The 14,941-nt window shown below is 69.8% G+C and carries 14 protein-coding genes; 4 read left to right on the forward strand and 10 right to left on the reverse strand.

Translation table 11 applies throughout. From position 1 onward, the window contains the following. Positions 1-31: 31 nt before the first annotated feature. Together ACI2LP_RS01775 and ACI2LP_RS01780 are read right to left on the reverse strand one after the other, a co-directional pair. A complete protein-coding gene (locus tag ACI2LP_RS01775; protein WP_404722547.1) occupies positions 32-406 on the reverse strand; it encodes a PPOX class F420-dependent oxidoreductase in 375 nt (124 codons plus the stop codon). Between the two features lie 125 nt (positions 407-531). Then, positions 532-786 (reverse strand): helix-turn-helix domain-containing protein, encoded by a 255-nt coding sequence (locus ACI2LP_RS01780; RefSeq protein WP_404722548.1) that lies wholly within the window; start codon positions 784-786, stop codon positions 532-534. A 52-nt stretch (positions 787-838) separates the two neighbouring features. Between ACI2LP_RS01780 and map the strand changes: the two genes are divergently transcribed. Continuing rightward, positions 839-1,606, forward strand: coding sequence for a type I methionyl aminopeptidase (gene map, locus ACI2LP_RS01785; RefSeq protein ID WP_404722549.1), 768 nt, complete (start codon positions 839-841; stop codon positions 1,604-1,606). On the opposite strand, the gene ACI2LP_RS01790 is transcribed toward map, so the two are convergent. Next, positions 1,603-2,439, reverse strand: coding sequence for a glycoside hydrolase family 75 protein (locus ACI2LP_RS01790; protein ID WP_404722550.1), 837 nt, complete (start codon positions 2,437-2,439; stop codon positions 1,603-1,605). The two genes, map and ACI2LP_RS01790, sit on opposite strands and share 4 nt — an antisense overlap. A 63-nt stretch (positions 2,440-2,502) precedes the next feature. After that, positions 2,503-4,320, reverse strand: coding sequence for a gamma-glutamyltransferase (gene ggt / locus ACI2LP_RS01795; protein ID WP_404722551.1), 1,818 nt, complete (start codon positions 4,318-4,320; stop codon positions 2,503-2,505). A 105-nt stretch (positions 4,321-4,425) separates the two neighbouring features. Between ggt and ACI2LP_RS01800 the strand changes: the two genes are divergently transcribed. Next, the gene (locus ACI2LP_RS01800; protein WP_404722552.1) at positions 4,426-5,169 is read left to right on the forward strand and encodes a hypothetical protein; all 744 of its coding nucleotides are present in this window, start codon (positions 4,426-4,428) and stop codon (positions 5,167-5,169) included. Positions 5,170-5,256: 87 nt separating this feature from the next. On the opposite strand, the gene ACI2LP_RS01805 is transcribed toward ACI2LP_RS01800, so the two are convergent. Next, positions 5,257-6,495: a cytochrome P450 gene (locus tag ACI2LP_RS01805; protein ID WP_404722553.1), complete on the reverse strand. Its 1,239-nt coding sequence runs from the start codon at positions 6,493-6,495 to the stop codon at positions 5,257-5,259. A 33-nt stretch (positions 6,496-6,528) separates the two neighbouring features. Then, positions 6,529-7,305 carry an alpha/beta fold hydrolase gene (locus ACI2LP_RS01810; RefSeq protein WP_404722554.1) on the reverse strand — a complete coding sequence of 259 codons (777 nt, stop codon included), beginning with the start codon at positions 7,303-7,305 and terminating at the stop codon, positions 6,529-6,531. A 366-nt stretch (positions 7,306-7,671) separates the two neighbouring features. On the opposite strand from ACI2LP_RS01810, the gene ACI2LP_RS01815 reads away from it, so the two are divergent. Continuing rightward, positions 7,672-9,267: an alpha/beta fold hydrolase gene (locus ACI2LP_RS01815; RefSeq protein ID WP_404722555.1), complete on the forward strand. Its 1,596-nt coding sequence runs from the start codon at positions 7,672-7,674 to the stop codon at positions 9,265-9,267. Between the two features lie 280 nt (positions 9,268-9,547). On the opposite strand, the gene ACI2LP_RS01820 is transcribed toward ACI2LP_RS01815, so the two are convergent. From ACI2LP_RS01820 to pcaC, 4 genes are read right to left on the reverse strand one after another with little or no spacing between them, the layout of a single operon-like run. Next, complete coding sequence (locus ACI2LP_RS01820) at positions 9,548-9,994, reverse strand: DUF6278 family protein (protein ID WP_404722556.1); 447 nt, start codon at positions 9,992-9,994, stop codon at positions 9,548-9,550. A 58-nt stretch (positions 9,995-10,052) separates the two neighbouring features. After that, positions 10,053-10,832: an exodeoxyribonuclease III gene (locus ACI2LP_RS01825; protein ID WP_404722557.1), complete on the reverse strand. Its 780-nt coding sequence runs from the start codon at positions 10,830-10,832 to the stop codon at positions 10,053-10,055. 45 nt (positions 10,833-10,877) lie between these two features. After that, a complete protein-coding gene (locus tag ACI2LP_RS01830) occupies positions 10,878-11,510 on the reverse strand; it encodes an MBL fold metallo-hydrolase (protein WP_404722558.1) in 633 nt (210 codons plus the stop codon). Between the two features lie 36 nt (positions 11,511-11,546). Continuing rightward, positions 11,547-12,845 carry a 4-carboxymuconolactone decarboxylase gene (pcaC, locus tag ACI2LP_RS01835; RefSeq protein WP_404722559.1) on the reverse strand — a complete coding sequence of 433 codons (1,299 nt, stop codon included), beginning with the start codon at positions 12,843-12,845 and terminating at the stop codon, positions 11,547-11,549. Between the two features lie 591 nt (positions 12,846-13,436). Here pcaC and ACI2LP_RS01840 point away from each other — a divergent pair. Continuing rightward, entirely contained in the window at positions 13,437-14,915 is a 1,479-nt protein-coding gene (locus ACI2LP_RS01840) for a sugar transferase (RefSeq protein WP_404723036.1), read from the forward strand. The last annotated feature ends 26 nt before the right edge of the window (positions 14,916-14,941 follow it).

The raw sequence follows: 14,941 nt of genomic DNA on the forward strand, positions 1-14,941 counted from the left end.
AGACGTGTTACGGCACTGCTACGCAGTGTTTTCAGATAGACACCGCGATGCCGGTGTGCGGCCGCTTCCCCAGCCGGACGATCGTGGCCGGCCAGTCGACCAGCCAAAACCGCCAGGTGTACTTGCGGGACAGCAGTTTGCGGATCGCGCCGGTTTCGTCGAGCAGCCGGGCCGTACCCTCCGCGCTCACCGCGCCGTCCGCGACCCTGCCCCGCGCGTCGCACACGGTGACGACGACTCGGCTATTGTTGCGAAGGCGCTTGACCTTCCAGGAGTCGGACAGGGTCCAGATGAACAGCTCACCGCCGTCCACGGCGAACCAGACGGGCGTGGAGACGCCTGTCCCGTCCTTGCGGAATGTGGTCAGACTGACATAGCTCGCACCGGCGAAGTCCTCGGGAGTCACGCCGCGAGACTACTCGCGCTCGTACGCCGGCCGTCGCCCAGCTGGACGAGATCGAGAGCCCGCACCACCACCGCATCCAGCGGTCGCCGGCCAGCAGACAACGGGCAACGGACGGACAGAGGGGGTCAGGCGGCCGGCGCCAGGGCGCAGCGCACCATCAGGTCGTCCATCGACAGGCCGAGCACCCCGGCGAGCGCCGCCACGGTGAAGAACGCGGGGGTCGGGGCACGGCCCGTCTCGATCTTGCGCAGTGTCTCGGCGGAGATTCCGGCGGCCGCGGCCACGTCGACCATGCTGCGTTCGCCGCGCGCCCGGCGCAGCAACTGACCGAGCCGCTCGCCGCGTTCGCGCTCTTCGGGAGTGAGAGGGGTGCGCACCATGCCGGTATTCTAATGCCGGTATTCCAATACCGGTAGCGGTATAGTAATTGGCATGGTGGAGATCAAGACCGATACATCGATCGAGGCGATGCGCGTGGCGGGCCGGATCGTGGCCCAGGCACTCACGGCGGTCCGCGAGGCCGCGGCCGTCGGCGTCAGCCTCCGTGACCTGGACCGGACCGCCCGCGCGGTCCTCGCCGAAGCCGACGCAGGATCACCCTTCCTCGGCTACCGCCCGAACTGGGCGCCGACCCCCTTCCCCGCCGTCATCTGCACCTCCGTCAACGACGCGATCGTGCACGGCATCCCCGACGACCACCGGCTGCGCGACGGCGACCTGGTGAGCATCGACTGCGGCGCGATCCACGGCGGCTGGGTCGGCGACGCGGCCGTCAGCTTCACCGTCGGCCGCGCCCGCCCCGAGGACGTACGGCTGATCGCCACGGCCGAAGAGGCGCTTGACGCGGGCATCGCGGCCGCCACCGTCGGCAACCGCATCGGCGACATCGCGCACGCCATCGGCCAGGTGTGCCGCGCGGCGGGTTACGGCATCCCGGACGGATTCGGCGGCCACGGCGTGGGCCGCCACATGCACGAGGACCCGGGCGTGCCGAACGAGGGCCGCCCGGGTCGTGGCATGCCGTTGCGCCACGGCATGGTGCTGGCGATCGAGCCGATGGTGATCGAGGGCGGCAAGGACGGCCACTACACGGCGCGCGACGGCTGGACGATCCGTACGGCGGACGGCAGCCGGGCCTCGCACGCGGAGCACACGGTGGCGATCACGGACGACGGCCCCCGCATCCTGACGGCCCTCTAGGGATTGGCCCCCTCCTCGGGGGCGTCCCCGCCCTCGGGGATGTCCCCGCCCTCGAAGGTGTCCTCGTCGGCGCTCTGGTTCTGCCGTTGCACATCCTCGTTGTTCTGCACGAATTCCCTGGCCAGCGCGTCACCGAGAGTTACGGCTCCGCTGTGGCTCTCGATCGGCGACACCCGGGAGTTGGTGAACAGGATGTAGGTGACACCCGACTCGACGCCGCCGTACGTCGGGTCGGGATTGATGCCGAGCGCCTTCGCGGTGGCGTACGAGGCCTCGCCGATGATCCCGCCGGGGCCCATGTCGCCCACGACGGCGTACACGACACGGTTGTTGTAGATGACGGCGGCGACCGTGCCGCCCACGATGCCCGACGTGCGGTAGTTCCAGATCGAACTGGAGCTCGGCACCACGACGAACGGCAGCTTCTCGGAGTTCAGCTGCCGCCCGTCGGACTGCTGGAACGCTGTCGCACTCTGGAAGTACGCGTCCGTCGTCGAGTTGCACTTGGCGGTGGGCTGGCCGTCGCAGTCGATGTCCATGTCGGCCTTCCAGAACACCGCCCCGTTCTTCTTGCAGACGGGGACGTTCGCGGCCGTGCGGGCGCGGCCGCGGCGGAGGCCGTCGTCCGTGCGGTATTTGCCCTTCGATATCTGCGTGCAGCCCTTGACCTTGGCAAGCAGAGCGGCCGCGCCGACAGTGCCCTCCCTCACCGCGGAGTCCTCGGGAGCCTCGCCGCGCAGTTGCGGGCGGGCGGCGGCGTGGGTCGGTTCTATGGCCGCCGCGAGCAGGGCGGAACCGGCGGCCGCGGCGAGAGCGGCATGTCGTATGTGCACAAGGGAGCCTTTCTGTTCAGAAGTACGAAAAGGCTCCCTCGCTCACGGCCCCCGCGCGTCCGGTCAGCCGCCGTACGGGTTACCGAACGGATGTACGACCATTGCCGAACCCCCACCCCTGCGTACCTTTTCGGCCGCCGCCAGCCAACGTCCGTCGGGCAGTCGCTCAACGCCCGTCGCGGCGCCGATCTCCGGGTTCTGCCGGAACGCGTGACCGATGGCCTCCAGCTCGGCGCGCAGCGGGCTGTTCCACAGGGCGGGCTCAAGCTCCGTGGTCGTCTGGTTGCGCTGGCTCGCGCGCGGCGCGGCGATCGCCTCGACCAGCGGCAGACCCCGGTCCAGACGGCCCGTCAGCGTCTGGAGCACCGTCGTGATGATCGTCGCGCCACCCGGTGAGCCGACCGCCAGGAGCGGACGGCCGTGCTCGAGCACGATCGTCGGCGAGATGGACGAGCGCGGGCGCTTGCCCGGGCCCGGCAGATTCGGGTCGTGGACCGCCGGGTTGGCCGGGGCGAAGGAGAAGTCGGTCAGCTCGTTGTTGAGCAGGAAGCCGCGTCCCGGCACGGTGATGCCGCTGCCGCCGGTGGACTCGATCGTCAGGGTGTACGCGACGACGTTGCCCCACTTGTCGGCGGCCGTCAGATGGGTGGTGTTCTCGCCCTCGTACGTGGTGGGGGCGGCGGTACCCGATCCTCCGCACGCGGCGGGGCTGCTCGGGTCGCCCGGTGCGAGCGGGCTGGTGAGCACCGCGTCGTCCTTGATGAGGCAGCCGCGCGAGTCCGCGAACCGCTGCGACAGCAGCCCCTTCGTCGGCACGTCCTCGAAGGCCGGGTCGCCGACCCAGCGACCGCGGTCCGCGAAGGCGATCCGCCCGGCCTCGATGAAGCGGTGCAGATACTCCGCCTGGGTGGCCTTCGAGAGGTCGGTCCGCTCCAGGATGTTGAGCGCCTCGCCGACGCTCGTGCCGCCGGACGACGACGGCGCCATGCTGTACACGTCGAGGCCGCGGTAGGACACCTTGGTGGGCGCGCGCCGCACCGTCTCGTACGACCGCAGGTCCTTCGCCGTCAGATCGCCGGCCCGCACCTTGCGCGTCGTGCCCGCGGCCACGGGTGGTGTGCGGACGGTGCTGACGATGTCCTTGGCGATGTCGCCCCGGTACAGCGCGCCGACGCCCTTGCGGCCCAGTTCCTTGTATGTACGGGCCAGGTCCGGGTTCTTGAAGACCGAGCCGACCACCGGCAGCTGTCCACCCGGCAGGAAGAGCTTCGCGGTGTCCGGGAAGTCCGCGAAGCGCTCCTGGTTCGTCTGGGTCTGGGAGCGGAAGGTGGCGTCGACGGTGAAGCCGTCGCTCGCCAGGCGCTCGGCCGGCTTCAGCAGCTGCCGCAGTGGCCTGGAGCCCCATGCGTCGAGCGCCGTGTCCCATGTCGCCGGGGTGCCGGGTGTGCCGACGCCGAGACCGCTCGTCATGCCCTCCTCGAAGGGGATCGGCTTGCCGTTCTCCAGAAAGAGGGAGGCGTCGGCGGATCGGGGCGCGGTCTCGCGGCCGTCGATGGTGTGGACCGTACGGGACTTGGCGTCGTAGTAGACGAAGTAGCCGCCACCGCCGATGCCCGCCGAGTACGGCTCGGTGACCCCGAGGGCGGCCGCCGTCGCCACCGCCGCGTCCACGGCGTTGCCGCCGCGCCGCAGCACCTCGATCCCGGCGGCCGAGGCGTCCGCGTCGACGCTCGCGACCGCGCCGCCGTATCCGGCCGCCACCGGGGTCTTCACGGGCGCGGTGGCCGGCGGGGAGTGGGTGGGCGGCGCCGCCGCGCCGATCGATAGCACGGCCGCGGCAACGGCCAGAACCGACACATTCCGTGCGGCTGTACGACGCATCCGTACCTCCAGTCAACGTGCGTCCGCGCACTGTAACTTCACGGTCGCGCTCCCGTCAGGACTGCCTCGAACAATGGTCCGCAAACACCGCTACCATGCGCGCCCATGACTGACGACGTACGCAACATCGTGCTCGGCGTGGTGGCCGCCGGCCTCAGCGCCTCGCTCGGCTGGCTCGGCCGCACCTATCTGTGGCGGCGCCGGCTCCGGCGCAAACAGGCATTCTTCGGGCTGCCCGGAAACTCCGAATCGCTGCTCGTCGTCAATCGCGAGGCCGGCCGGGACGGCTCCGTGCACCGCTTCGACGTCTTCGCGCTGCTCGAACTCTCCGCGCTGATCAAGGACTGCGGGGCCAACGCGCAGATCGTCTGGCACGACATAGCCCAGCAGGGCTTCGGTGAGCGCACCGAGTTCTGTGTGGGCGGGCCGGTGTCGAATCGGCGGATGGCCGCGCACCTGCACTCGCTGCTGCCCGGTGTGAAGGTCAACACGGACCCGGAGCCGGGCCCGGACCAGGGCGCGTTCCAGATCGGCTCGGAGCCCTACCGCATGGAGCCGGGCATCGCGGAATATGTCCTGCTGGCACGGCTCACCGCGGGCCAGGACGCCCGGCCCGTCTTCCTCTTCTGCGGCCAGCGCGCCATCACCAACCAGGCGGCGACCCGCTATCTGGCCCGCCACCACGAGAAGCTCGCTCGCAAGCACGGCGCGAACTCCTTCTGTCTGCTGCTGAAGGTGGTCAACTCGCAGGCGTACGGCCCCGATGTGGTGGAGCTTGTCGCCGATGTGACCCGCATGGCGCAGACGCCGTTGCCTGCGGCGCGCCCCACACACCGCGCGTCGAGCTGAACGGTACTGGGCCGGAAATCAAGCCCGTCTGGGGGTCCCCCCGGACGAAGTCCGGGAGAGATTGAGGAAGCGGGGGAACCGGCACCGCTACGCCAAAGTCACCGGCAGCGACTTCACGCCGTTGATGAAGTTGGAGACCAGCCGCTTCGGCGGGCCCGCGGTCACCGGCGGCGGCAGCAGTTCCCGCGCCTCCCCGTACAGGACGCGCAGCTGGAGCCGGGCGAAGTGGGCGCCGAGGCACACATGCGGTCCGTCGCCGAAGGACACGTGCGGATTCGGCGAACGGTTCAGGTCGAGTCCGTACGGAGCCTCGAAGACCCGTTCGTCGTGGTTGGCGGAGGCGTGGAAGACGACGACCTTGTCTCCCGTACGGATCTGCTGCCCGGCCAGCTGGGTGTCCCGGGTCGCGGTCCGGCGGAAGCTGAGGACGGGTGGATGGCGACGCAGCAGCTCGTCGACGGCCCGGTCCAGGTCCGCCTCGCCCGCCCACAGCCTGCGCTGTTCGTCCGGATGCTGACCGAGCGTCAGAAAGCCGCCGGGGGCGGCGCTTCGCACGGTGTCGTTGCCGGCGACCGTCAGCAGGAAGAAGAACATCTCCAGCTCGGCGTCCGAGAGTTCCGACTGCGCGAGCGAGGTCATCACGTCGTCGGCGGGACTGCGTCTCTTGTACGCGGCGAGCTCCTGGGCGTACGTGAACATCTCCTGGAGCATGGCCGGCGAGCGGGGGTTGACGGGCCGGCCGTCGGGTCCGAGCACCGGCGGCTCGTCCGGGTCCTGGTAGGCGATGACGCGCTCGGTCCACTTCAGCAGCAGGCTCCGGTCGCTCGTGGGGACACCGAGCAGATCGGCGAGGTTGAGCAGGGCGTAGTCGTCCGTGACGGTGCTGACGAGATCGACGACGGGCCCCATGTCCCTGGTGGCGGCGAGGAGTTGACGGGCCCGGGCGCGGGCGGCCGCGGCGAATCGGTCGATGCGCCCGGGCGTGAAGGCGCGGCTGACCAGCCGGCGCAGCCGTCCGTGTTCTGGCGGGTCCTGGTTGAGCATCATGCGCCGGATGAAGGAGAGGTCGGCCGGGTCCGGATCGCGGATCTGGGTGGCCCCGAGGTGGGACGAGAACGTCTGCGAGTCCTTCAGGACGCGGACGACGTCGGCGTGCCGGGTGACCGCCCAGAAGCCGGGTCCGGCAGGCCAGCCCAGGACTTCGTACTCGTGCTGCCAGGCCACCGGGTGCATCTCGCGCAGCTCGCGGAAGGCGTCGTGGGGCAGGCCGGCGGCGTAGATCCGCGGGTCGAAGACATCCGGCACGCTCTGTTCGGGCCTCGTCATGCGGGCATTGTCTTACGCGAAGTCATCGCGGTGTCATACGCGGGCGCCCGCCCGTAGGAAGTCCTCGACGGTACGGATCAGCTGGAGCGGGGACTCGTCCATCGCGTGGTGTCCTGCGCACGCCAGCTCGGTCACCTCGCCGCGCCGGTAGCAGCGCAACCAGGTCTGCCGCATGAGCTCCGCGCTGATCGCGGGGTCGAGCGCCCCCGTCACCGCAAGCGCCGGGGTTTCGGAGCCCGCCACCTCGACGGTGAAGTCCTCACCGGCCCAGGAGTCCAGCCAGGCGCGCATGGCCACGGGCTCGCTGCGGGCCAGGGACCGGTCGACCATCCGGTCCAGCCAGGCGGCCGGCCGCACCGATCCGGTGGTGGTGTCGATGATGACGCGGCGGTTCTCCGGCTTCTCGGCGGCCGAGGCGAACAGCTCCCACTGCTCCGGCGGCATCTTCAGACCGCTCGCGGGCACCGGCGAGATACCGACCAGCCGCCGCACCCGGTGCGGCGCGGCGGCCAGAACGCGCTGGACTACCGCTGCGCCCATCGAGTGCCCCATGAGCGAGAAGGAGTCCCAGCCGAGCCGGTCGGCGAGCGCGAGAATGTCGGCGGCGCCCTCGCTCGTGGTGTACGCGCCAGGCGCGGCCATCGCCTCGCCGTAGCCGCGGAGATCGACGAAGAGGTAGCTGAAGTTCTCCCGGTCGAGGTCGGGCAGCGTCGCGGCGTAGGCGGCGCGGTCGGCGAGCCATCCGTGCACGGCGATGATCCGGTGGGGGCCCGATCCGTGCAGCGAATGGGGCAGGAGGAAGGGGGCCACGGCATCTCCGTTCGCCGGCACAGGCCTACCCCACCACGTTGGTGTCAACTGCCCCACCGAGCAAGTGCGAACAGGGGGCCTGCGGTTGCTCACTGGCGCGTTTCGACTGCGAAAGCGAGCGCTACCGGCGCGTATTGGCCAATGGCGCCGAGCAGTTCGGCCGGATCCGGATCACAAACCCCTGTCTCGAAACAGCGCCCGGCGCCGCGCGGGCCACCCCGCCCCTCGGCGCCGAGGTCGTGCGGGCGCGCCAACTGACGCGTTGTCCAACAATCGTTACCGTCGCGTAACTTACCGAGGAGTTACCTCAAGTAAGTCCATCCGGTTACCGTCGGGTCACTTTGTTGACACGAGTGAGGGGGACCCGTGGGACAGACGCGCAAGATTCTGCGCACGACCGCGATCGGTACCGTTTCCGCAGCGCTTCTCGCCGGACCGGCCGTCGGAGTGGCACCCGCCGCCCCGGCGGCCGCTCCCCGGACACAGACTCAATCCGCCGCTCCGGACGTACAGTTCGTCGACATCGAGGGCGACGGCGGCACCGTACTCAAGGCCAATGTCGTTACGCCCGCCGACGCGGACGGCACGCGGAAGTACCCCGTGATCGTGCTGCCCACGAGCTGGGGCCTGCCCCAGATCGAATACCTCACCCAGGCCAAGCAGCTCGCCGACTCGGGCTATGTCGTGGTGAGTTACAACGTCCGCGGCTTCTGGCAGTCCGGCGGCACCATCGAGGTGGCCGGTCCGCCGGACATCGCGGACGCGTCCAAGGTGATCGACTGGGCGCTGGCACACACCCCCGCCGACCCCGCCAAGGTAGGCATGGCCGGGATGTCGTACGGCGCGGGCATCTGTCTGCTGGCCGCCGGCCACGACAAGCGGATCAAGGCGGTCGCGGCGCTCAGCGGCTGGGCCGACCTCGTCGAGTCCATCTACAGCCGCCGTACCCAGCATGTGCAGGCAACGGCGATGCTCGCCGGAGTGGGGTACGTCACCGGCCGGCCGAGCGAGGAGTTCCAGCGGATCACGGCGGACTTCTTCTCCTCCGACGTCTCCAAGGAGCCGGGGCTGATCGCCTGGGGGAAGAAGCGCTCCCCCCTCACCTATCTGGACCGGATCAACGCCAACGGCGCCGCGATCATGCTCGGCAACGCCTGGGGCGACACGATCTTCCCGCCCAACCAGTACGCGGACTTCTACGAGAAGCTCACCGGCCCCAAGCGGCTGGAGTTCCGCCCCGGCGACCACGCCACGGCCGAGGGCACTGGCCTGCTCGGCCTACCCAACGACACCTGGACCAGCACCCGTCGCTGGCTCGACCACTACCTCAAGGGCGTCGACAACGGCGTCGAGCGCGAAGAGCCGGTCCGCATCAAGTCCCGCTCCACGGGTGCGTACGAGAGCTACCCCGACTGGAAGTCGGTCGCCGCGACCGAGCGCAAGATCAATCTGGACGGCACCAAGAAGATCTACGCCAACATCGACTCGGGCGCCAACGGCGGGGTCATCTTCCTCTCCAGCATGCTGGACCAGTTCGCCAAGCTGCCGCCCATGGCGTCGATCCCGCTGCTGCCGCGCCTCTTCGCCGCCGTCTGGAAGTCCGAGCGCTACGGCTCCGAGCAGCACGTCCGCGGCACCGCCAGGCTGCACACCACGCTCACCAGTACCAAGGAGAGCGGCACCCTCGTCGCGTACCTCTACGACGTGGGCCCGCTCGGCCTCGGCAAGCTGGTCAGCAATGCGCCGTACACCTTCCACGGCGAGACGCCCGGAAAGCCGTTCGCCGTCGACCTGGAGCTGTTCTCCACCTCCTACGACGTCCCGGCCGGCCACCGTCTCGCCCTGGTCGTGGACACTGTCGACCCGCTCTACATCGAGCACAACCCGACCGGCGCACAGCTGACCTTCTCCTCGTCCGCAGCCGACCCGTCATATCTGTCGGTCCCGCTGCGCAAGGAGTGATCACCGGCTGCTGCCGGGCGGGAATGGCTCTACGAGCTACTGCACACCCGGCAGCAGCGTCCCTGGATCGGCCGGGGCGAGCGCAGGTCTCGCGCATCCGGTGCCTCTTGTACGCCTCATAGGTTCTGCACCCCCCGATCGATCAACGGATCGACGACCATACAGTGCCCTACCCCCTCTTCGCTGTGTCGAGGTCAGCGCAAACTATCCAGTCCGATAAGGGGCTTCACACCCGACACGCAAAAAGGGGCATAAGCCGTATTAAGTACAGCTGGCCTGGTCAGGCCTCGGCGGCTTCTGCGTAGACCTGGGAGAGCTGGGGCGCTCCGTTGACCGCCCACTCCAGACCCGCCTCCACCACGCTGATCTCGCGGCCGGAGACGAGCCGCACCACCGGATGGCCACCTGGCCAGATGTGCCAGACCGCGCCGGGCACCGTCCGGACGATCACAGTGCCGAGGTAGAGACCCGCGTCATTGCCCAGCCACGGCAGCTCCTCGGGGTCGTCGCGCCAGCGCGGCGGCAACTGATCGAGGGCCGACAACGAGCCCGGGGAGTCGTCCAGTTCGAGCCCGGCCTGCCCCGCCCGGACACGCAGCAGCTCACACTCGGAGAGCAGCTCGGCGACAGCCGCGGCACGCTCCGGGTCGTACTCGGCGGCGGTGTCGTCCTCCTCCTGCTCGGCGCCGTGCCGCTTGAGCCAGTTGTCCAAGAAAGGGATGTTCATACCGCTCAGCCTCGCATCCCGGCCGCCGAACGCACCACAGGGCGCGCGTCAACCAACATCAGATGTCCAGATCCACAACGACCGGGGCGTGATCCGAGGCGCCCTTGCCCTTGCGCTCCTCACGGTCGACATAGCTGTCCTTGACCGCCGTGGCGAAGGGTTCGTTGCCGTAGACCAGGTCGATGCGCATGCCCTTGTTCTTCGGGAAGGACAGCTGGCGGTAGTCCCAGTATGTGAAGGGGCGGTCGTACTTGAGGGGGCGGGGCACCACGTCGGACAGACCGGCCCCGCGCAGCGCCTCCAGCGCCGCCCGCTCGGTCGGGGTGACATGGGTCAGCCCCTCGAAGAACGACGGGTCCCACACATCGTCGTCGGTGGGTGCGATGTTGAAGTCGCCGAGGACAGCGAACGGGCGGTCGCCCGCCGCGTCCTCGGCGACCGAGCGCTGGAGCGCTGCCAGCCAGCTCAGCTTGTAGGCATAGTGCGCATGGGCGACCTCGCGGCCGTTGGGCACATAGACCGACCAGACCCGGACCGGGCCGCAGGTCGCGGAGATCGCCCGCGGCTCCAGCGCGCCCTCGTACTCCGGGCCGCCCGGCAGGCCCTTGACCACGTCGTCGAGGCCGGCCTTGGAGATCAGAGCCACGCCGTTCCACCTGCCGGAGGCGTGGATCGCGGATTCGTAGCCGCGCTCGCGCAGCTCGTCGGCCGGGAACTGCTCCTCGGTGCACTTGGTCTCCTGGAGGCACAGCACGTCCGTGCCGGTGCTCTCCAGCCAGGCCAGCAACCGGGGCAGCCGAGCGGTGATCGAATTGACGTTCCAGGTGGCAATGCGCATGGGGAGAAGACTATCCGCGGGGTCTGACAGTCACGGATGCGGCCGTCATACGTCAGTGCCCTCGCCCGGGGTCAGCCGGTCGTGCCCGGCGCCGCCGAGCGCGCCGATCTGCCTGTCGTAGATCGGCCGGGCGAGATCGGTGAGCAGGGCGTCGTGGATGTCGATGGCGCGCCGCGGCTTCACCTCTCGTACGTAGTCGATGACCTCGGAGATCTTGTTCCAGGGCGCGTGCACGGGGAGCATCAGCGTCTCGACCGGGTGGTCGGGGACGGTGAGGGCGTCGCCGGGGTGGAAGACGGAACCGTCCACCAGATAGCCGACGTTGGTGATCCGGGGGATGTCCGGGTGGATCACCGCGTGCAGTTCGCCGTGGACCTGGACGTCGAAGCCGGCCGCGCTGAACGTGTCGCCGTGGCCGACGGTGTGGACGCGGCCGGGGAACGCCGCCGAGATCTTCTCGGCGACGCTCCGCAGGGTCCAGATCCCGGCGGCCGGGTTGGCTTCGAGCGCCGCCCGCAGCCGGTCCTCGTTGAAGTGGTCGAGATGCTCGTGCGTCACCAGGATGACGTCCGCACCGACGGCGGCATCCTCCTCGCTGAAGGTGCCGGGATCGATGACGAGCGTCTGCCCGTCCTTCTCGAGACGGATGCAGGCGTGCTTCCTCTTCGTGAGCCTCATGCCCCCATCCTGCTACGGGGGGCCCGTCCGGCGGGGTCAGGCCCTGGGGTTGGTCTCCTCCTGGATGACGGCCTGGGCGACCCTGAAGGCTGCGTTCGCCGCGGGGACCCCGCAGTAGACGGCCGTGTGGATCAGGACTTCCTTGATCTCGGCGGGCGTCAGTCCGTTGCGCAGGGCCGCGCGGGTGTGGAAGGCCAGCTCGTCCAGGTGTCCGGCCGCCACCAGCGCGGTCAGTGTCACCACGCTGCGGGTGCGTCTGTCGAGGCCCTCGCGGGTCCAGACCTCGCCCCAGGCATAGCGGGTGATCAGCTCCTGGAAGTCGCCGGTGAAGTCGTCGGCCGCGGCAGTCGCCCGGTCCACATGCGCGTCGCCGAGGACCTCGCGCCGCACCTTCATCCCCGCCGCATACGGATCCGGGCGTCCCTGCTGTACCGCTTCGGGCTGTACGGGCGAGGCCGGGGCGATCTCGGCGAGCGGCCCCGCCGGGGCGGAGACGGCGGGCGCGACACCCCGGTCGGGGATCGCGGTGAGACCGGTGGCCGGGTCGGATGCCGTCTGCCAGGCGGTGGAGAAGTGGCGTACAAGAAGGTCGGTGACCGCGGCGGGCTGCTCGACGGGTGCGAGGTGGGAGGCGCCCGGCACCAGCGCCAGCCTGGCATCGGGTATGCCGGCCACCAGGGTGCGGGCCTCGGCGGGCCCGGTGACCTGGTCCTCGGAGCCGACCAGGACGAGGGTGGGCACACCGATCCTGCCCAGTTCGGCGCGTACGTCGAAGGCAGCGAGTGCCTCGCAGGCGGCGATGTAGCAGCCCGGGTCGGTGGTGCGCACCATCTGGACGGCCCACTCGACGATCGCGGGCTGAGCGGCGGCGAAGCCCTGGGTGAACCAGCGCTCGGGCGCGCTGCGTGCCATCGGGTCCAGGCCGTTGGTGCGGACGATCACGCCGCGCTGACGGAACTCGTCGGCGGTCCCGAACCGCGGCGACGCGGCGACCAGGGCGAGGGAGGCCATCCGGTGCGGATGGCGCAGCGCCAGCTCGATGCCGATCGCGCCGCCGATGGAACAGCCCACATAGCCGAAGCGCTGGATGCCCAGCTCGTCGAGGACCCCCAGCAGCCGGTCGGCGAGCTCGGCAACGGCGGATGCGGGGTGGGCCGGGGCACCGCCGTGGCCCGGCAGATCGAAGCGGAACACCCGCCACTGCCGGGACAGTTCGGCGATCTGGCGGTCCCACATGTGCCATGTAGTGCCGAGGGAGGGTCCCAAGATCAGGACCGGTGCGTCTTCTGGCCCGTCAAAGCGGTATTGCAGGGTCTCAGCCGTCGTCTCACTCACCTGCTCACGCTCCCACATCTCACAGCTGCCCCTATAGCGGGGTTCGTGACTGTGGGGGCCTGACCGGATGGAAGACCTCGCGGACAAGCGCGGCCCAGTCGGCAGTGCCGGGACGCCTCGGGGTTGCCGGTGCCGGCAGCCCGGAGAACTCCCGTCACCACAGGTCACAGCACCTCTCCGTCGTCAAGGCACCCGCAGGCGGTCACCCGTCGGTGGATCTACCTTCAAAGCTTGAGCACAAATTCCACACATCCCCCTCTCCAGACGGGCCCCGATGGTCTAGATTGACCGTGCTTTCGCTTCAGATGCTTGGACACGAGGCGACAAATAATGATCTATAGGTCCGGCGCTACGGACAGCCAGCAGCCGCGTCACATGCGAGTCCGCTGCCGCCTGGGTGGGGTGTTCACGTAGCGCCGCAATAGCCGGTATGTCATTCGCGGGGGGCGGGGGCCTCCCGGAGGGAGGAACGGCGCGGCGCGGGGGGCGGTGCCTCCCGAGGTGAGGAACAGTGCGGGGGGCGGGGGCCTCCCGGGGGGAGGAACCGTGTGGAGCAAACACGTCGAGCCCACTGGCGCCCTGGGGGGGGCTGTGCAGCAGGGGGAATTAGTCGACCCGTTTCCATCGGCGCGCGGGCGTCTGGAGAAACGGGCAATCAGCCGGCCCGCGATCGACTGGGAGCAGCGGTACCGCCGTACCGTGATCACCAGCGATACGTTGGCCACCGCCTTCGTGGTGGCGGCGATCGGCGGCTTCTTCGGGGTCCGGGATGCGGCCAACTGGCACGAGAAGTGGAGAATTCTCGCCTTCGGCACCGAACTGCTGGTGCTGGGAGCGCTTGCGGTGAGCCGGTCGTGGGCTCCGGCGGTGCTCGGCCAGGGCGCCGAGGAATTCCGCCGGCTCGGACGCTCACTGTTCACGGCGGCCGTCGTACTGGCGCTCGGCGGGATCGCCCTCACCTCGCGCAACATCAAGCTCTGGATCTTCGTCGCGATCCCGGCGATCGCGCTCATCACCATGACCGAGCGGTATCTGCTGCGCCTCTGGCTGCATAAACAGCGGAAAGAGGGACGGTGCCTGCGCCCGGTGCTCGCTGCCGGGAGCCCGGCCACCGTGCGCGACCTGATCACCCGAACCCGCAAGTTCCCGCACCTCGGCTGGCGGGTGGAGGCGGTGTGCACGCCGGACGGTCTCGGGCTCGACAGTGACCAACTGGACGGAGTGCCGGTCGTCGGCCGACTGGCCGACGTCGCGGGCCACGTCTGCCGCGACGGCTACCGTGTCGTCGCGGTCACACCGGACCCGCACTGGTCACCGGAACGGCTGCAGCGGCTGGCCTGGAACCTCGAAGGCAGCGATGCCGAGATGGTCGTGGCCCCCGTGCTGATGGAGGTGGCCGGCCCGCGGCTGCACGTCGACGCGGTGCTCGGGATCCCGCTGCTGCGGGTCAGCATGCCGACCTTCACCGGGGGCCGCCGGGCGGTCAAAGAGGTCGTCGACCGGATGGGCGCGGCGGTCCTGCTGATGCTGTTCGCGCCGCTGATGGTGCTCGTCGGGCTGCTCGTGCTGGTGGACAGTCGGGGTGGGACGGTCTACCGCCAGCGCAGGGTCGGCAAGGACGGCCGTGAGTTCACCATTTTCAAGTTCCGCACCATGGTCGCCGGGGCCGACGGGGCACGTGCCGAGCTGGCCGACCGCAACGAGGGCGCCGGCCTGCTGTTCAAGCTCCGCCGGGATCCGCGGGTGACCCGGGTGGGAGCGGTGCTGCGCCGGTACTCGATCGACGAGCTCCCGCAGCTTTTCAACGTGCTCACCGGCTCGATGTCGCTCGTCGGTCCGCGGCCTCCGTTACCGGAGGAGTCCGCTGCGTACGGCCCGGACATCCGGCGGCGGCTGCTGGTCAAGCCCGGGCTCACCGGCCTGTGGCAGATCAGCGGACGCAGCGACCTGCCGTGGGAGGAGGCGGTCCGGCTGGACCTGCGGTACGTGGAGGACTGGTCGCTCGCCCTTGACACAGTGATTTTGTGGAAGACGCTGCGTGCGGTGCTTCAGGGACAGGGGGCCTACTGATGCGCGGGGGGCGTCGTCCGGTCGGC

The sequence above is a fragment of the Streptomyces sp. NPDC019890 genome (assembly GCF_044903445.1).
Classification (GTDB): domain Bacteria; phylum Actinomycetota; class Actinomycetes; order Streptomycetales; family Streptomycetaceae; genus Streptomyces.